Raw genomic sequence first — 16,686 nt, 5'->3', positions numbered from 1 at the left:
GTGAGGCACTAACCTTGTGGCAAAATCTGTATAATGAAATTATGACTAAAAAAGCAACAATTTTATGGCTCGATTTGGAAATGACTGGGCTTGATGCTAGCAATGATCTTATTTTAGAAGTTGCGGCGATTGCCACTGATTGGGAATTTAATGAGGTAGCCATATACGAGGGTATCATCAAAAATCAAGACATGACGCTCCAGGAGCGGCTTGCGGCTAACAGTATTTTTTGGGATGCTAACCCTGAAGCTCGCGACGGACTTTTAAAACAAAATCAACACGGCAAGGACTTGAGTGAGGTTGAGGACGATCTTTTGGAGTTTATCGATACTCATTTTAAAAAAGATGTGCCCGTGCTGCTTGGTGGCAACTCTATCCATATGGATAGACGGTTTATCGTTGCGCAGTGGCCTCGTCTTGACGCGCGGTTGCATTACCGCATGCTCGATGTGAGTGCCTGGAAAGTAGTATTTGAAGGCAAATACAAAAAAAAGTTTGCCAAGCCTGAAGAACACCGTGCGCTCGGTGATATCCGCGGGAGTATCATGGAATTGGAGTATTATCTAGGAAAGGTAAAGATATGACGCATAAAGAACTCGAGTCGTACCTACTGGAGTTTCCCAACACATGGTTGGATTTTCCCTTTGGCGAGGGAATATCCGTATATAAGGTTGGCCACAAAGAAACCGACCAGGGGAAGCTTTTTGCAATCATTGCCGACGATAGCAAGCCGCTTCGGGTGAGCCTAAAATGCGATCCGGTACTGGCTGAGCATCTTCGTGAAAAATACGAGTCGGTGCTGCCCGGATATCATTTGAATAAAAAGCACTGGAACACGATCATTTGCAGTGGCCAACTAAATGATGATGAGATCAAAGACTTGGCTCGCCTGAGCTACAATTTGGTGACAGGTACCGTTTAATTAACGGTGTCGCTGAATTCACTTAGAGATTTGGTGATAGGCTGGAGGTTATTATCCGTTGCAAGGAGAAAATCTTTGAGTGACTTGCTGTTGCTGTTGTCGTAGATGTCTCCCATGAGTGCAGAGGTTGTTTGCAGTTGATAGGTCATTTCACGGGCGTACGTGCGATCATACACAGCATTAAGTCGTGCATCCTCGAGCTTATCTTTGAGTGCTTGGCCATCTTCTTTGGCTTGGATATTCTTATCGAGTTTCGTCACATCAATGCCGTTTATTTTCAAAGGATCGGCGATATCACGATTGGCATTGGTGAGCAGAATAGTCAAGCTGCTGTTGGTGGCGCGAAGAGCGCTACTTTTGAGATTTGGCTGGGCTTTCTTGCTGATATCTTGCAGTGTGATCATGCGCGCTGCGAGAGTTTGCATCTTATCTTTTGGGCCACCCCCACCCGCGCTGAGCATTAAAACAACAACGATGATTATTAAAAATAGCCCGCCACCCATCAATAAAAGGAATTTACTGCGGCTCATACCAGCCTTAGGTTGCTGAGGCGCAATCTGGTTGAGATAGTCAATGGGATATTGGTTTTGGTCTGGGTTCATACTGCTTGTATTTAACCATATTGCGTAAATAATCTCTAGACTCCAGATGAAGTGTCCGCAGTGGATCTATGCGGACACTTCATCAGAAGACAGTACTAGATCGAATGGGCGATTGCTCGTAGATATGACGGGTGGTTGATGCCGTGGCCGGCACCCTCGGCTTCAATGAGCGTTGATTTTGCTCCGAGTCGATGATGTGCCTCTTCGACCCGAAAAACGAGTTCCGGATGCTGTTGGCGCTCCTTACTCCCAAAAAACAGAAGCGTATCGCAGGTAATTTTTTCAGCCAGGGTTTCGAATTTGATTTGGGCGAATGCCTCTATGATCATGGGGCCGAGGAAGGCGATTTTTTCAGCTGTCATGCGAGAAATGTCCTCGGCAAATCGGCCGGAAAGCGAGAAGAGCCACAATGCCGAGGGCCCGCGCTCGGCTGCCAGCGAAAACGCCGTTACGGCGCCCAAGGAGTGTCCCGCCAAGATAGCATCCCGGGGCTCGTATTCTTCGTAAACGGTTTGTGCTTGACCGAGCCAGTCGTCGATCGTGGTTCCACTCCACTGTATTGCTACGGGTCGAACCTCATATCCTCTCCTTTGTATCGTCTTCAGAACGATGGCGTGATCCTCTGGTGATTTCCTGAATCCTGGGATGAACAGTACGGTCTTCACGAATTCTATGAAACCATGTGTAACGCAAATTGTCAATTACTGTTTACAGAGGTAGATATGATATAATAAACCTATGCAGGATGCCAAAGAAGAAGTACGGGCTCGGCTTAATATAGAAGACGTTATAGGGGAATATGTTCAGCTGAAGCGAGCTGGACGTAACTTTAAAGGTTTGAGTCCTTTCTCGGGTGAAAAGACACCGAGCTTCTTTGTGAGTCCCGAAAAACACATTTGGCATGACTTCTCTTCAAATAAAGGCGGTGATGTGTTCAGTTTCGTGATGGAAGTAGAGGGAATGGATTTCCGTCAAGCTCTTGAGCACCTGGCTCGCCGTGCCGGCGTTGATCTTACGCCCTACGAATCAAAAAACAGTGGTGAGATTGCTCGCAAAAAAAAGCGGCTCCTAGAAGCTAATGAACTGGCAGCTTCGTATTTTCAGCATAGTCTTCTAAAAAACGCCCACGCTTTGGAGTACGTGATCAAAAAACGTGGTCTCAGCAAGCAGATCGTTCAGGAATTTAAAATTGGGTACGCGCCTGCGACAGGTGATGCGCTTGTGCAGTTTTTGCGTAAAAAAGGATTCAGTAAAAAAGAACTTACCGATGCCGGTCTGACTAATCGTTTTGGCGGTGACCTTTTCAGAGGTAGAATGACTGTTCCGCTGATGGATCCGACGGGACAGGTGGTTGGTTTTACGGGGCGTATTCTTACGGATGACCCGAACGCGCCAAAATATCTCAATACGCCGCAAACACTTTTATACGATAAAGGACGCCATGTGTTTGGCTTAAGCCAGGCAAAAGAGACGATTCGCACGGGTGATTACGCAGTAGTGGTAGAAGGGAATATGGATGTCGTGAGTAGTCATCAGACAGGTGTTCGTTCTGTTGTTGCAACTGCTGGCACAGCTATGACTGAGTTTCATCTCAAAGCTCTTCGTCGTCTTACCGGAAATGTTCGCTTGGCTTTTGATGGGGACAAAGCGGGGCTCGCGGCGACCGAACGGGCGATTCCTCTTGCGAGCCAAGTTGGTGTTGACCTCACTATCATTACCTTGCCAGGAGGTGCTAAAGATCCAGACGAGCTCATTCAAAAGGATGTTTCTTTGTGGCAGAAGGCGATAGAGACAGCGGTGCCTGCGGTAGATTGGATACTCGACCAGTATAAAGTGCGTGAAGATATTACGACAGCTACGGGGAAACGAACATTTACCACCGCGGCATTAGCAGTTGTGCAAGGATTGAGTGACCCGGTAGAGCGTGATCATTATGAACAAAAAGTTGCTTCAATGGTAGGGTCGTCTCTTGAGGCGGTAAAAGCCAAGCTTGAAAAGGGAAAGTCAAAAGAACAGCCACTTAAAAAAGTACACATTTCTTCTAGCGAAACCTTACCTGATACTTCTTCGTATCAAGATAATCTTCTAGCGGTGGCTTTGATTGATGCCGCAAGCCAAAGTTTGTTTACAGAAATTGATACGGCAATATTTTCTAGCGATGAGCGCCGGGCCGTAGCGAAGTTTTTAGCTAGTCAACCTGGTAAACAAGCGGGGAATACTCCCGACCCCTTGAAAAAATACGATACCTATGTGAAAATACTATTATTAAAGGCCGACGCTCGCTACGCCGATTGGAACGATCATGATCGTTACCAGGAAACGGCTCGATTGCTCCGCCAAACGGTAAATGAACACAAGAAACAAACGCGCGATCAACTAATAAATCAATTACGGGACGCAGAAGAGCAAGGCGATGACGAGAAGGCGACTGCCTTTCGGACTCAGCTCAATGCGCTAATAAAGGAGATATCTCGTGGCTAAAGATGATATAACCCCAGCAGATGACGATCAAGTTGTTGATGCAAGCGGTGGACCGCTTGGCGAACTCGACGAACCGGCACTTGATGAGCTTATCGACGAAGAAGAAGACGATGTCGATGCTCTGAATAGCACCGAATATTTTGATGATATTTCAGATGACAGCGTGCGGCTTTACCTCCGCGAAATTGGTAAAATTCCTCTTTTGAATGCAGAGGAAGAGCTTGCACTTGCGCAAAAGGTTGTAGCCGGTGATAAACGCGCCAAAGATAAAATGGCCGAGGCGAATATGCGTCTGGTCGTATCGATTGCAAAGCGCTACAGCGGCCGTGGACTTGATTTTCTCGATCTTATCCAAGAAGGAAACACGGGGCTTTTACGGGCGGTTGAAAAGTTCGACCCGGATAAAGGCTTTAAGTTTAGTACCTATGCCACCTGGTGGATTCGCCAGGCGATTACCCGTGCGATTGCCGACCAAGCCCGTACCATCCGTATTCCGGTTCACATGGTAGAAACCATCAATAAGCTGCTTCGTACCCAGCGTCGCATGACTCAAGAGCTCAACCGTGAACCATCGATTGAAGAGCTGGCGCGTGAGCTTGAGATGGAACCTGAAAAGGTTGAGTACGTCATGAAGATCAAACAAGACATTACGAGCCTTGACGCCGGTGTGGGCCGTGATGGTGAAGAAGAAGATTCCGTGTTGGCTGACTTTATTGAAGATGAAGATAGCGCCAGTCCCGAAGATTCAGCAGCGAGTCAACTCCTTAAAGAACAAGTTCAATCAATCCTCTCCACACTATCCGAGCGCGAACAAAAAATCATCAAAATGCGTTTTGGTCTTGAAAACGGTAAAAGCCATACTCTTGAAGAAGTTGGCCAGGAATTTGCCGTGACTCGTGAGCGTATCCGCCAAATCGAGGCGAAAGCGCTTGCAAAACTTCGTAAACATAAAGACGCCAAAAAACTTCACGACTACATCGGATAACCTCCATTTCCCATGTGATATGATAAGAGCATAAGTAGTGTTCGGAGGATATCATATGGAACCAGGGCAAAATACTCCCGTGTCACCACAATCTTCGATGCCAGGGGAGGCATCGCCTGAGAAGTCAAAAAGTCACGCAAAACTAATTATCGTGATTATTATTGGCGCTGTCGTTGTTATTGCAGGTGTAATAGCTGGCATTATCGCGCTGCTCTCACAGAGTAACGCACCAAAGGCAGGTCGTGACTCCGCGTTCTATCACAATCGGCCAGGCTATGATCCTAAAGAGCTCGGAGCGGCAATTGGTGATCCGCTGGCACTTACCTCAACAAAAACAGGCAAAGTATACACAGCGGAGTCACGTCAGGTTATGTATGCCTGTAATGTTATTACCCTGAGCGATTTAAATACATTGAAGGCTTATATAGCAGCGCGAAACGACGCCAAGGGTGTCGAGACAACCTACATCGATGGTGTAGGAGAAAAAGGCGTTGAGCCAAGTGAATACACACTTCCGTCGCCAAGCGAGGACAATAAGTGTCAGTATAGCTTGCAGTCAGAAGGATTTCTTGAACTAAGCGTGTACCAACCACCATTCACTACGCAGGATGCAATTTCTCATGAGTTAGAGCGTAACTATACCAAGACGGAGAGTATGGACGGGGTCGATCTTTACGAAGATAAAGATAATGAGCACGGGGCACATCGTTATATGCTGGCGCTAAACGATACGACTGTTCAAGTTCTGTTTAATGGTACCCTTGAATATGACTCTAAAGAGCAGCAACGAGGACTTCTGGAGGTTGCAGCTAAGAATATAAAAATGCTTTCCGCATCACCAAAAGGCGCACCGGTTTTTACATATGACAGCCCTACCTACAAAAAGCAATTTGCTCGTGCTTGTGATCTTGTTACTAACGGCGATATAAAGAGTCTGACGGGGTATGACGCAAGTATATATGCAACCGAATCATGGGCGAGTAGCACAGGAGTATTGCCGGTAAATGGAACATTATATAATTCGATTCAGACGGCTTGTATTCGGCAAAATACAGGGGTGGGCTCGGCACTTCTTTCGGGGCCATTCGATCAGGAACTCGAAATAACCGTTACGAGCTTCAGCGGTGATGAAGCAGCAAAATATGTCATGAAAAACACGGGAAGCGATGTTGCAGACAGGGTAGAGATGAACGTAGGAGATGAGGGCTTTGCGTACCGTGATACAGCTGATCAGAATACTGTATTTTTCCGCCAAGGAAGATTTGTGGTTGAGCTTATGTTTGATCGTACAGCACAAAAAAATGCCGGACTTGAAGATACAGCCGCGATGGCGAAGAAGCTGACACCATATGCCGAGCAGGTGGCAGCAAGACTTAAGAAAATAGAGTAAGCACGACCCCTTTTTGACTTTGGTAGTCAGTGATCGGGCTCCAATTCGCCCACCGTCGCTTTCCCGCCTTTTTAGGTTGGTTACCATACGGTAAGATGACGAGAGCTCTTGACTTATATTAGTAATTATGATATCGTTTAATCAAAGTAGATCACTACCGAGGAGGATGTAATGGCCAAGGACAAGACCGCCGTTTCCGTGTTCGTCGCCGCCAGGACCTACTTCAACGAACGCAGCCGCGACTACGCGGGCGGCCCCGGCTACAGCGGGGCACCGTCGCTCCAGCAGCTGCCGGGGTCGGCCGCGAACCGGCGTCGCCTCAAGGGCAACCGTCGCGCTCTCGTCGCCGTCTGATCCGCTTTTCAACCTACCCCCGGGGTAGAGGAGCTACCTTTCAGGTGGCAACGGCCCGTAGCAATACGGGCCTCTCTTTTTGTTTAAAAATCGATGTCCTTGAGAATTGTATCGATTTGTTTGTAAAATGGCTCGACAGTGCTGTCGTTTGTCACATAATAATCGGCAATAGCGATCGGGCCACCCTTTTCCAAGTTTTCGATTTCGGCCCAGTCGCGTTGATCGACTTCAGTAGAGGTGAGAGGGCGTTCAGGACGATTGGCTAGCCGGCTATGACGGAGATGCTTCGGCGCAACAACTGCGACCACTATCAACTCACCGGGAAACTCATGCTTCATGATCTTATATTCGGTCCAGCTATAGAGACCATCGGCAATGATGCGATGTTGCCCCGCCGCAATGAGATCCTTTATTTGTTTATTGATGCGGAGCACGACAAAATCTTTACCTTCGCGTTCTCGTATTTCTTCCCGAAAGGGAGTCTCGACTGCCCAGTCGCCAGGAGTCAGTCCCGCTTCGCGCATGGCGTCATAAATAACGCCACCAAAATATACTTTTGGGTAATTCTTTTGGGTAAGATATTCAACTGCTGTGCTTTTTCCGCTTCCGGCCAGTCCAACGAATGCAACAATTTTGACATTTTCGTGATGTTTCATGACTACAGTGTATCAGATGACGTATACTTAATATATGAAACGTCTTGTTCTTATTGATGGAAAATCTGTTTTTTACCGTGGTTATTATGCAATGCCGGGCCTGAGCTTGAAGGATGGAACACCGACTGGTGGTGTCTATGGTTTTGCCAGCCTTGCCTTGGAAGTCATTAAAAAGCTTAATCCAGATTATGTTGCGGTCGCCTGGGACAAACGCGGTACGAATATTCGTAAGCGTAAAGAGATTTACCCAGGTTACAAAGCAGGGCGAAAGCCGGCACCGCCTGATTTTTACGAACAAATTCCGCTGCTTTACGAGTTACTCGCTGCCTTTAATTGGCCGCTATATGAGCTTGATGATTACGAAGCCGACGATATTATGGGAACACTTGCTAAAAAAGCGGCAGAAAAAAATATTGAAGCCTGCCTGATTACGGGTGATCTCGACCTGCTCCAGACGGTCGGGCCTCTTACGCATGTTTATGCGCTGAAGAAGGGCTTTAGTGAAATCGATCAGTATGATCCGGCATATTTTGAACAAAAATACGGTATAGGGGTAAAACAATTCCTCGATCTCAAGTCGCTAAAGGGAGATAGTAGTGATAATATCCCAGGTGTGCCAGGTATCGGCGAAAAGACGGCGATTCAACTCTTACAAGATTATGAAACACTCGATGGGGTATATGATCACCTTGATGATATCAAGCCATCGGTAGCAAAAAAGCTTGAAGCTGGGAAAGAGTCGGCCTACTTAAGCCAGAAAGTAGCTGAGATCTGGCTCGACGCGCCCATCGATCTCGATACCAAAACGATGGATACGCATAATGTTGATGTTGCAAAGGTAACGTCATTATTAAAACGTTTTGAGTTCCATTCGCTCCTTCGTCGCTTGCCAAAACACATGCAAGATACGGGGCAAGGGAGTTTATTTGATATCGCTGAAGCGCCCAGCGCTGCTGAAAGTCTTGATACCGTGCCGTGGCCAAAAGAAGTGAAGCTGGATAGTAAAACCCCTATCCTGGTTCATTTGTATGATAGCGAGGTATGGCTCTCTACAGATAAAAAAACCGTGGCACTTTCTTCTCTTGAGACAGTGGCGCCCGAGCTATGGCATAGTCTGGAAACTGCCAAAGTGGTAACCTACGACGCAAAAGCGATGTATCATGCGGCGCATAGCCAGGGCGTGGAAATTCGTTTTCGTGATGTGCACGATTTGCGCCAAGGGGCATTTTTACTTGACCCTCTCGGTCGTGACCGATCCGTCTCTGGTCTTGCTGGCGAAGAGCTAAACGAGGCGGATGCGGGGCAGGTAACAGCAGCACTCTGGCATGTGTATGATCAGCAACTTGCTGGCTTTAAGGACGAGCCAAGTGTTGCCAAAGTGGCTCACGAAATGGATTTCCCCCTCACGTACATGCTATACCGCATGGAATCTCGTGGTATAAAAATCGATAAGGATCTTCTTCGTACTATGAGCCAAGAACTTGGTGACGAGCATAAAAAACTCGAACAAGAAATGTATGCAATGGCAGGATACGAATTTAATATTGGCAGCCCAGCTCAGCTTTCCGAAGTATTATTCACCAAATTACAGTTACCAACAGCTGGTATTAAAAAAGGGAAAACAGGTTATAGTACCGGTCAGAAAGAGCTTGATAAACTGCGTGGGCAGCATCCAATCATCGAACTTATCGAGCGCACACGTGAGCTTGCCAAGCTAAAGAACACATATGTCGATACGCTCCCTGAGCAAGCAGATAAGGCATCTCGTCTTCATACCGATTTCCGCCAAGACGTAGCAGCAACGGGCAGGCTTTCGAGTAATAATCCTAATTTGCAAAATATTCCGGTAAGGAGTGACCTAGGGCGGCGCATTCGTGAGGCATTTGTGCCCAAAGAGGGTAATGTATTTGTGAGTGCCGATTATTCTCAATTTGAATTGCGGCTTGCGGCTGTACTGGCAAATGACGAGCAGTTGATCGCTGATTTCAACGGTGATCTGGATATTCATGCAAAAACAGCGAGTGATGTGTACGGTGTACCGCTTGATAAGGTGACGAAAGATCAGCGCCGGGCAGCAAAGGTGATCAATTTTGGTATCATGTACGGCATGAGTCCGCACGGGCTTTCGGCGGCAGCGAATATGACATTCATTGAGGCCAAGGAGTTTATTGATGAGTACTTCAAATTGCGTGCGCCGATCCGCAAATATATTGATGACACCCTGAAAAAAGCCGATGAAGAAGGATATGTGGAGACGCTGTTTGGCCGCCGACGTCCTACACCGGATGTAAAGAGTTCTAACTTTATGGTGCGTGAAGGGGCCAAGCGCGCCGCGGCTAATATGCCGATCCAGGGGACCGAAGCCGATTTGATGAAGATGGCAATGCTGAAAGTTGATGAGACAATTGGCGATTTGGGCGAGCAAGTATTGCAAGTTCATGACAGTATTCTTGTGGAATGCCCCGAAGATAATGCCAAAAAGATAGCCGCACTCTTGAAGGATACGATGGAAAATATCTACCCTGATCTCAAGGTAAAATTAAAAGTCGATGTCTCGACTGGTAAAAACTGGGGCGAATTGTAATTCATTGACGTGCCGGCTTCCCCCTAGAGAGAAGCCGGCTGTCACATCAGTCGTTGGCGTGCGGGCTCGGAGCGAACGGTTTGCCGGCGCAGAAGGCCAGGTCGCGGTGAGTCTTCACGTAGTCCTGTAATGCAGCCGGTGATGGGCGATCCGTGTTGAAGCGCGAGTCGAGGTTGGCTTCCTTGCCCTCCGGGCTTCGGCCTTCGTCGGCGTAGTACGCGTCGGTCGGCTGCCGGTTGAGCGGGAGCTCGAGCTCGAACTTGCAGTTGCTGCTGGGTGCGACCACGACGACTTCGGCGACCTTGGTGTTCTTCGTGACCTTGTAGGCCTTGCCGCTGACCTTACGGGTCTTTTCCTTGGTCTCCGTTTCCCAGCCGGCATTCAGCCGGGCCGGTGTGACGTCGGAGACCTGGTCGATCCGGTGGCCCGCCTTCTGGAGGGTCTGAACGAACTGCTGTACCTGCACATCCTCGCTCGGCCATGCCGGGCTACAAGCGGTGACGCTGGAAAGTGCGATGGCCGCACAGGTTGCGAGCAAAAGCAATTTGCCTCTCACAACGATACCTCTCTTTCGGAGGGTTGATGTTGACAAAAAATGATTATATAATAGACGTACTCAAAATGCAACTATTCATATGGTATAGTGGAAATGTTGGTAAGCGGGCTGAAGGGAAGAGATGTTGAGTGAGTGTGTTTTCTGCCGCGAAGTTGAAGGACAATCTTCCTCGATCTTCAAACGCAGTGCAGATGGCCTATGGGCGGCCCGATGGGATCCATACCCTGCGCTTCCAGGGCATGCCGAAGTCATTCCTGTTCGTCATGTGAATATGTTTATGGACCTAAGCCCTGATGAACTGAAAGGTAAGGAGCTCTTTGTTCGCGAAGTAATGGGGGCTATCGCTAGAATTGAACCGGCTGATCTATATGAAGAGATGCTGAGTAGGATGTATGGCGGAGCAGACCCCATGTCAAGGTTACTGATCGAGACGGCGCATTTTAAGTCTCCTCGGGGTAGTTTCGTGATCGATGGCTGGACACTTGCTGTGAATGACGGCGAAGCAGCTGGCCGCACGGTGGGGCATTTTCATCAGCATATTATCCCCCGCAAGGAAGGTGACGTGGTGAACTCTCGAGGGGGTTTCCGCCGGATGTTCGCGGACGATCCGTACTGTCAGCAATAACGATTGCCACTAATGGTTCGGCCTTCCGTCAGGGGAGGCCGAACCATAAAATTTTATAAGAATTTAAATAGCCGGGAATTTTCGTAGTCCCGGCGTCGCGTTCATATCTTTGCCGATATGAAGAAGGCGTAAAGTCGATCTAACCTACTCGTATTGGGTAAAGGCCCTGATCGCATGACTCAGCAGGCCGCCGTACTGCTCAACCTCAATAGAGGAAGTCTTGTTGAGGTCTGCTACAAGAAAATCGGTGATGACGAAGTAATCGGCATCGGTCAGCGAGTTGGTCAGATTCAACGCTTTGAAAGCATTGACCAAGGTTGCTAACTGCTTTGCGGCGTCGCTTTTCGAGACCTGTCCGCTCGACATCTGAACTTGAAGCTCGTTCAGCTGCTCTAGCAGCTCCTCTTTGCTTTTCCTACTCATGCAGCCCACCCCTTCAGGCTTCCCGGGCCTTGACGGTGTTTGCCAGAGCGAAGAGCTTATCCCTTGCTTCCTCTCTGGATACTTCTTCCTGAATCAATTCATTCCGAAGGGTGCCCAGGTCCTTGAACCATGTGTCTTTTCCCTCACGTGATTTCTCCTCGTGCTCGAAGTATAATGACACTGTATACCGTAATGTCTAACTGAATCCCTGTCAATACACATGATTGACACATAATCATAAAAGTGATACAATGAGCTTATGTATAGAGGTGATCGAGCACGGATTTTTCCTGTCATTATCGTTCTTGTGGTGATTGCGATCGCCATTGCTGCGCTTGTCTCTGTTGGCCGAGCAATTTTTGGAGGTGGTGACCAGCCATCCCCGACGACCGATACAAGCCAACAGGCGCTTCTTAATTCGTCTGATACGCATAGCGTTCGTATGACGGTACGGGGTAAGATTGTAGCCGATGAAAACTTTCGCTCTTATCAGGTACTTGTGACACCAAGTGCCCGTACGCTTACAACGTATAGTGGGTATCTTGACCAGCCAATCGCATCTAGCCAACTGGGCAATAACATAAAAGCATATGAAGAGTTTACCCATGCTCTCGATAAGGCTAATCTATCAAAAGGTACGCCGTTTACCGGTGACCAAGACGATATTCGTGGTATCTGTGCAACGGGGCTCGTGTATGAATTCGACATTATGGACAACGGAAATTCTGTAAAACATCTATGGACATCAGACTGTAAGGGCTCGCCGGGGTCATTGAAGGCGAGTGTAAAACAATTGCAGAGCCTATTCCTCGGGCAGATACCTGACCAAAAAACACTTCTTAGCAAGATCGATTTATAGAGTAATACCGCGTATACTAAACATATGATACGCGGTATTATATTAGACTGTTTTGGCGTGCTGTACGTGGATGCAAGCAAAGTGTATTTTGCTAATTTTCCCAAACTTCACGATGAATTATATGATCTCAATAAACTCTCTGATCATGGATTTATCGGAAAAGATGACTATATCACGAGCGTTGCAAAAATAACAGGGGTAAGTGAGGCTGAAACGGCCGATGCTTTCCAGAAAGAATATGTAATTAATGATGAGATTATTGATTGGTTGAAACGGGATATAAAGCCTCATTTCAAAATCGCACTCCTTAGCAACATAGGCAGAGGGTGGATTCAGGATTTTTTTGACGAGCACCAGCTTCACGATTTGTTCGACGTCGTCGTTCTCTCGGGAGAAGAAGGAGTTACTAAGCCGAATCCGATCATTTTTGAACGGGCGGCGGAGCGGTTGGGCCTAGAACCCTACGAGTGCCTTATGGTTGATGATCGACAAGATAACGTCGAAGGTGCTCAAACGGCGGGTATGCAAGGAGTGCTATTCGTGTCAAACCATCAATTAAAAGAGGCTGTGCGAGCTGTTGCGGCGGAAAAGGAGATCTTATGAAAGTAAAAGTTATCAACAAATCACATCACTCACTTCCGTCGTATCAGACTGAACATGCAGCCGCCATGGACGCGCATGCGTTTCTGCCGGATGGTCCTATAAAGCTGGAGCCGTTTGAGCGAGTAGCTGTATCTACCGGGTTATTTATAGCGGTGCCTGTTGGATATGAATTACAGGTGCGTTCGCGGAGCGGTTTATCTTTCAAGCATGGCATTATAGTAGTTAATTCGCCGGGTACCGTAGATGCGGACTACAGGGGAGAGGTGAAGGTGCTGCTTGCTAATATTTCTCACGAACCATACGAAATTCAGGATGGTGACCGTATCGCTCAATTAGTGATTGCTCAGTGTACGCAGGCTGAATGGCAGGAGGTGGGCGAATTGGATGAAACAGCTCGTGGCGAAGGTGGCTTTGGCCACACGGGAAGGTAACAATGCCCGAACTACCAGAAGTTGAGACGGTACGTCGTGGGCTTGCAAGCTTGATAATTGGAAGAACTGTACGCGAAGTAACGCACGATACACCAAAGAGTTTTCCGAATGCCGAAAAAGATGTAAAGGCCTTTTTGCTTGGGGCAAAAATAACAGATGTACGCCGCCGCGCTAAAGTACTTTTAATTGACTTATCTACAGGATATACATTGGTAATCCACCTAAAGATGACTGGGCAATTGGTATATCGCGGCGAGGCTGTTTTTGGTGCTGGGCATCCGAACGATAGTTTGATAGGCGAACTGCCCGACCGCTCAACTCGGGTTATTTTTACATTTGAAGATGGCTCTCACCTCTATTTTAATGATCAGCGGAAGTTTGGATGGGTAAAGCTGTTGCCGACCCTGGAGGTGCCGAACATTGATTTTATGAAAAAAGCAGGGCCGGAGCCGCTTGAGGCAACCTTTACACCAGAAGCTTTTGAGGAGCGGTTCAAGCGCCGGGCAAAAACAAGTATCAAGGCAGCATTGCTGGATCAGACAGTAGTAGCAGGTGTGGGGAATATTTATGCGGACGAGAGCCTTTGGGGCGCAAAAGTTCATCCACTCCGGCTTGTTGGAACTCTGAATAGCCAGGAATTTAAACAGTTATACAAAGAACTTCGCGCGGTTATGAACCTGGCAATAGAGAAGGGCGGTAGCACGGATAAAAATTATGTGAATGCCGAAGGTAAGCGAGGGAGTTACATGGATTTTGCCTGCGTATTTCGGCGTGAGGGCAAGCCATGTCCGCGTTGTGGCACCACGATTATAAAGTTTAAGGCGGCAGGGCGCGGAACGCACATTTGTCCGTATTGCCAAAAGCGGTAGTTACTTTTTAGGTGCGGATGACTTAAAGAAGATCGACGAAGCGACAATACAAACTTCCGTCACAATACTTGCAAGGACAATAACGCCAACAATACCAATGATCGCGGTTATCAGGGACGAATTTGAGCCGGGCTGGCTGTCTTCACCCACAACTGGTATGAGTAATTGGAGCGATGACTTGTTGCTGTGTTGATCGGTAGCATATATGATGGGCTGATAATTACCAGGCTTGTTGAATGCGTGGCTAATCGTAAAAGTATTTGAATTGTTATTTTTATACTCAAATATGGTTCCATCGTTCCAATCGACGGAAGTAATGTAGGGGGGTGTGCCGCCTTGTATAGAGATATCACCCTGCCAAGTCTCATTTACCTTATAGGTGCGATAGCTGTATGGGAAGTACAGGATGAAAAGCCCCTCAGACGAAGCGATGGGGCTTTTGGTAGCGTGCGAAGAGAAAATAGTGAAAGGAAGAAGTTTTGTCACCACTCCCTGAGGGGAAACACCAGAAACAGTAACAAGATGTGTTCCATCAGGAAGATTCTCCGCAAGGCGACAAGACCATTTGCCGTGAATATCGGCAGTCACACGACAAATCAGATCTTCTGGTCCAAAGTTTATGGTGATTGTAGAGTAAGGGGGCGCAAGGCCTTGTATGATCGGACGAGAACTAGTGGAATAGGTACGGTAAGGGCCGTAGGGGATACCATCGATACTTATTATTTCCAGACCTAAAGAGGTGCCGCTGCGAGGGGGTGTGGGCTCTGGAAGAGGAATATCGTAATAGACCGTAATTGGTGGTGACGCAGGACCTTCATTGTCGGTATTATTATAGTTTTTTGCTTGAAGAACGTTACTTCCAGGAGTCAGGGCGAGTTGAAGAGTGAAGAAGCCTCCTGTGCAACTCGCTGTGCCAGCGAATGCACCATTACGAAAAAGAGCGACATAGGTACCATCATCACAGGTACCCGTGACGGTAATGGGGGACGTGTTGAAATGCTGCTGATCAGCAGGAGAGGTGATGGTGGCCGGGCTTGTGGGGAGTGGAGAGTCAACTCGTGCAGTAACATCGTATGATTGGGCATTGATCTTTGGGGCAAGAATGAGTGTGCCGGCAAGGATGGCTATGAGAAATAATGATCTCATGACGCGAAGTAGGGTAAGCCTTGTGATTTGAGTAACAGTCATGGGTATTTTCATGTTTTATAATTCCACTACGCTTATGCTATGCATTCTTCTATTGCATGTACGTATCATAACGCTTATACTAAAGCCAACACAACGGGGATTTTAAAGAATATGCAGCACAGTCGAACAACTATTTTAAAGAGTACGAGGCTTATTGCACCAATTGCAGTATTCATATTTTCGCTCCTTATGCCTTTGTTTTCGCAAAACTTTGCGTCTGCCGCAGATTTAGGGCAGGCAACTGTACGATTTGATCGTATGCAGATTAGCACAGCTACGACAGGTACGGTGTGCGCTAAACCAACTACTACGGCTACAGAGGCGGATGTACAGGTAACATTTCCAACAGGGTATACACTCGGCACCGCCGCTAACTTCACGGTAAGTACGACCAACCTCGCTTGGCCAACGGGTGGTACCGCATGGCCCAGTATTGCTACGGCTACCAATGTGACGGGCCAAGTAGTAACGTTCCCAAGTGGTGACCTTACGGTGGGCACGCTCTACTGCTTTAACTGGACAAACAGCGCAGCTGTTACCGTTAAGTCGAGTGCCTCAGGGTCTAATACGGGCACCATTACTACGCGAACAACAACACCTACCAACATCGACACAGCGGGTTTTAGCACGTCGAGTGTGACAGGTGACCAAATTACCGTGACTGCGACCGTACCATCAACATTTTCATTCGCCCTAAGTGCCAGCACTGATGCTCTGGGCACGCTCACAACGGGTAGCGTTACTACCAGCCCAACGCCACGAACAGCTACGGTGAGTACGAATGCTAAAAATGGCTGGATGGTATGGGCAAAAGATCTCAACACAGGGCTTAATTCTGCTACCGCATCAAAAACGATCGCATCAACAACGCCAGGCTCAAACAGTACGCTCTCGGCTGGTACCGAAGGCTACAATACGGGGATCACCAGCTCACAAGTGGGTGGATCTGGAACGATCAGTATCGCAGCACCATTTGTCGGCTCATCGGCGGGGCAAGGTGGGGGGCTCGATACCAGCCTTCGAACATTAGCTAGCTCGAACGGTACTGCGGACACGGCTGTGCTGACTATTAAAAACAACGTGGCGATTAATCCGACCACTCCTGGTGCAAGTGACTATACTGATACGATAACAGTAGTAGGAGCTGGACTATTCTAA

The 16,686-nt window shown here is 47.9% G+C and carries 19 protein-coding genes; 13 read left to right on the top strand and 6 right to left on the bottom strand.

The window, feature by feature from the left end; translation table 11 throughout:
- Positions 1-41: 41 nt before the first annotated feature.
- Both orn and VFH06_00835 read left to right on the top strand, forming a co-directional pair.
- Entirely contained in the window at positions 42-584 is a 543-nt protein-coding gene (gene orn / locus VFH06_00840; protein HET6746636.1) for an oligoribonuclease, read from the top strand.
- Complete coding sequence (locus VFH06_00835; protein HET6746635.1) at positions 581-922, top strand: MmcQ/YjbR family DNA-binding protein; 342 nt, start codon at positions 581-583, stop codon at positions 920-922. The genes orn and VFH06_00835 overlap by 4 nt, the downstream gene beginning before the upstream one ends.
- On the opposite strand, the gene VFH06_00830 is transcribed toward VFH06_00835, so the two are convergent.
- The gene (locus tag VFH06_00830; protein HET6746634.1) at positions 919-1,524 is read right to left on the bottom strand and encodes a hypothetical protein; all 606 of its coding nucleotides are present in this window, start codon (positions 1,522-1,524) and stop codon (positions 919-921) included. The two genes, VFH06_00835 and VFH06_00830, sit on opposite strands and share 4 nt — an antisense overlap.
- 95 nt (positions 1,525-1,619) lie before the next feature.
- Positions 1,620-2,189, bottom strand: coding sequence for an alpha/beta hydrolase (locus VFH06_00825; protein HET6746633.1), 570 nt, complete (start codon positions 2,187-2,189; stop codon positions 1,620-1,622).
- 73 nt (positions 2,190-2,262) lie between these two features.
- On the opposite strand from VFH06_00825, the gene dnaG reads away from it, so the two are divergent.
- From dnaG to VFH06_00805, 4 genes are all read left to right on the top strand, one after another.
- Entirely contained in the window at positions 2,263-4,005 is a 1,743-nt protein-coding gene (gene dnaG / locus VFH06_00820) for a DNA primase (protein HET6746632.1), read from the top strand.
- Positions 3,998-4,990 (top strand): RNA polymerase sigma factor RpoD, encoded by a 993-nt coding sequence (gene rpoD, locus VFH06_00815; GenBank protein ID HET6746631.1) that lies wholly within the window; start codon positions 3,998-4,000, stop codon positions 4,988-4,990. Before dnaG ends, rpoD begins: the two co-directional genes overlap by 8 nt.
- Before the next feature lie 55 nt (positions 4,991-5,045).
- Positions 5,046-6,380, top strand: coding sequence for a hypothetical protein (locus VFH06_00810; GenBank protein HET6746630.1), 1,335 nt, complete (start codon positions 5,046-5,048; stop codon positions 6,378-6,380).
- Between the two features lie 171 nt (positions 6,381-6,551).
- Entirely contained in the window at positions 6,552-6,734 is a 183-nt protein-coding gene (locus VFH06_00805; protein HET6746629.1) for a hypothetical protein, read from the top strand.
- 83 nt (positions 6,735-6,817) lie between these two features.
- Here VFH06_00805 and VFH06_00800 read toward each other — a convergent pair whose 3' ends face one another.
- Positions 6,818-7,390 carry an AAA family ATPase gene (locus VFH06_00800; GenBank protein HET6746628.1) on the bottom strand — a complete coding sequence of 191 codons (573 nt, stop codon included), beginning with the start codon at positions 7,388-7,390 and terminating at the stop codon, positions 6,818-6,820.
- A 34-nt stretch (positions 7,391-7,424) separates the two neighbouring features.
- Here VFH06_00800 and polA point away from each other — a divergent pair, with 34 nt between their 5' ends.
- The gene (polA, locus tag VFH06_00795) at positions 7,425-9,974 is read left to right on the top strand and encodes a DNA polymerase I (GenBank protein HET6746627.1); all 2,550 of its coding nucleotides are present in this window, start codon (positions 7,425-7,427) and stop codon (positions 9,972-9,974) included.
- A gap of 46 nt (positions 9,975-10,020) precedes the next feature.
- On the opposite strand, the gene VFH06_00790 is transcribed toward polA, so the two are convergent.
- Positions 10,021-10,440 (bottom strand): hypothetical protein, encoded by a 420-nt coding sequence (locus VFH06_00790; protein ID HET6746626.1) that lies wholly within the window; start codon positions 10,438-10,440, stop codon positions 10,021-10,023.
- A 211-nt stretch (positions 10,441-10,651) separates the two neighbouring features.
- Here VFH06_00790 and VFH06_00785 point away from each other — a divergent pair, with 211 nt between their 5' ends.
- A complete protein-coding gene (locus tag VFH06_00785) occupies positions 10,652-11,155 on the top strand; it encodes an HIT domain-containing protein (protein HET6746625.1) in 504 nt (167 codons plus the stop codon).
- A 144-nt stretch (positions 11,156-11,299) separates the two neighbouring features.
- On the opposite strand, the gene VFH06_00780 is transcribed toward VFH06_00785, so the two are convergent.
- Entirely contained in the window at positions 11,300-11,578 is a 279-nt protein-coding gene (locus VFH06_00780; protein ID HET6746624.1) for a hypothetical protein, read from the bottom strand.
- A 259-nt stretch (positions 11,579-11,837) separates the two neighbouring features.
- Here VFH06_00780 and VFH06_00775 point away from each other — a divergent pair, with 259 nt between their 5' ends.
- The 4 genes from VFH06_00775 to mutM are packed head-to-tail and all read left to right on the top strand — an operon-like array spanning position 11,838 to position 14,340.
- Positions 11,838-12,437 (top strand): hypothetical protein, encoded by a 600-nt coding sequence (locus tag VFH06_00775; GenBank protein HET6746623.1) that lies wholly within the window; start codon positions 11,838-11,840, stop codon positions 12,435-12,437.
- A 24-nt stretch (positions 12,438-12,461) separates the two neighbouring features.
- Positions 12,462-13,040, top strand: a complete 579-nt coding sequence (locus tag VFH06_00770; GenBank protein HET6746622.1) for an HAD-IA family hydrolase — start codon at positions 12,462-12,464, stop codon at positions 13,038-13,040.
- Positions 13,037-13,471: a dUTP diphosphatase gene (gene dut, locus VFH06_00765; protein HET6746621.1), complete on the top strand. Its 435-nt coding sequence runs from the start codon at positions 13,037-13,039 to the stop codon at positions 13,469-13,471. The genes VFH06_00770 and dut overlap by 4 nt, the downstream gene beginning before the upstream one ends.
- Positions 13,472-13,473: 2 nt before the next feature.
- Positions 13,474-14,340 carry a bifunctional DNA-formamidopyrimidine glycosylase/DNA-(apurinic or apyrimidinic site) lyase gene (gene mutM, locus VFH06_00760; protein HET6746620.1) on the top strand — a complete coding sequence of 289 codons (867 nt, stop codon included), beginning with the start codon at positions 13,474-13,476 and terminating at the stop codon, positions 14,338-14,340.
- Here the strand turns inward: mutM and VFH06_00755 are convergent, their stop codons facing one another.
- Complete coding sequence (locus VFH06_00755) at positions 14,341-15,540, bottom strand: hypothetical protein (protein ID HET6746619.1); 1,200 nt, start codon at positions 15,538-15,540, stop codon at positions 14,341-14,343.
- A gap of 27 nt (positions 15,541-15,567) precedes the next feature.
- On the opposite strand from VFH06_00755, the gene VFH06_00750 reads away from it, so the two are divergent.
- Positions 15,568-16,686 (top strand): hypothetical protein, encoded by a 1,119-nt coding sequence (locus VFH06_00750; GenBank protein HET6746618.1) that lies wholly within the window; start codon positions 15,568-15,570, stop codon positions 16,684-16,686.

It is taken from the genome of Candidatus Saccharimonadales bacterium, from assembly GCA_035697325.1.
GTDB lineage: Bacteria > Patescibacteriota > Saccharimonadia > Saccharimonadales > Saccharimonadaceae > JALRBM01.
Note: the sequence above shows the minus strand (reverse complement) of the source record. Positions and strands in the feature narration are given on the sequence as shown.

What these genes read in the sequence shown, in the direction of transcription:
- orn (HET6746636.1), top strand. Translation starts at nt 42, where the DNA reads ATGACTAAAAAAGCAACAATTTTATGGCTCGATTTGGAAATGACTGGG.
- VFH06_00835 (HET6746635.1), top strand. Translation starts at nt 581, where the DNA reads ATGACGCATAAAGAACTCGAGTCGTACCTACTGGAGTTTCCCAACACA.
- VFH06_00830 (HET6746634.1), bottom strand. Translation starts at nt 1,524, where the DNA reads ATGAACCCAGACCAAAACCAATATCCCATTGACTATCTCAACCAGATT.
- dnaG (HET6746632.1), top strand. Translation starts at nt 2,263, where the DNA reads ATGCAGGATGCCAAAGAAGAAGTACGGGCTCGGCTTAATATAGAAGAC.
- VFH06_00810 (HET6746630.1), top strand. Translation starts at nt 5,046, where the DNA reads ATGGAACCAGGGCAAAATACTCCCGTGTCACCACAATCTTCGATGCCA.
- VFH06_00805 (HET6746629.1), top strand. Translation starts at nt 6,552, where the DNA reads ATGGCCAAGGACAAGACCGCCGTTTCCGTGTTCGTCGCCGCCAGGACC.
- VFH06_00800 (HET6746628.1), bottom strand. Translation starts at nt 7,390, where the DNA reads ATGAAACATCACGAAAATGTCAAAATTGTTGCATTCGTTGGACTGGCC.
- polA (HET6746627.1), top strand. Translation starts at nt 7,425, where the DNA reads ATGAAACGTCTTGTTCTTATTGATGGAAAATCTGTTTTTTACCGTGGT.
- VFH06_00785 (HET6746625.1), top strand. Translation starts at nt 10,652, where the DNA reads ATGTTGAGTGAGTGTGTTTTCTGCCGCGAAGTTGAAGGACAATCTTCC.
- VFH06_00780 (HET6746624.1), bottom strand. Translation starts at nt 11,578, where the DNA reads ATGAGTAGGAAAAGCAAAGAGGAGCTGCTAGAGCAGCTGAACGAGCTT.
- VFH06_00775 (HET6746623.1), top strand. Translation starts at nt 11,838, where the DNA reads ATGTATAGAGGTGATCGAGCACGGATTTTTCCTGTCATTATCGTTCTT.
- VFH06_00770 (HET6746622.1), top strand. Translation starts at nt 12,462, where the DNA reads ATGATACGCGGTATTATATTAGACTGTTTTGGCGTGCTGTACGTGGAT.
- dut (HET6746621.1), top strand. Translation starts at nt 13,037, where the DNA reads ATGAAAGTAAAAGTTATCAACAAATCACATCACTCACTTCCGTCGTAT.
- mutM (HET6746620.1), top strand. Translation starts at nt 13,474, where the DNA reads ATGCCCGAACTACCAGAAGTTGAGACGGTACGTCGTGGGCTTGCAAGC.
- VFH06_00755 (HET6746619.1), bottom strand. Translation starts at nt 15,540, where the DNA reads ATGAAAATACCCATGACTGTTACTCAAATCACAAGGCTTACCCTACTT.
- VFH06_00750 (HET6746618.1), top strand. Translation starts at nt 15,568, where the DNA reads ATGCATTCTTCTATTGCATGTACGTATCATAACGCTTATACTAAAGCC.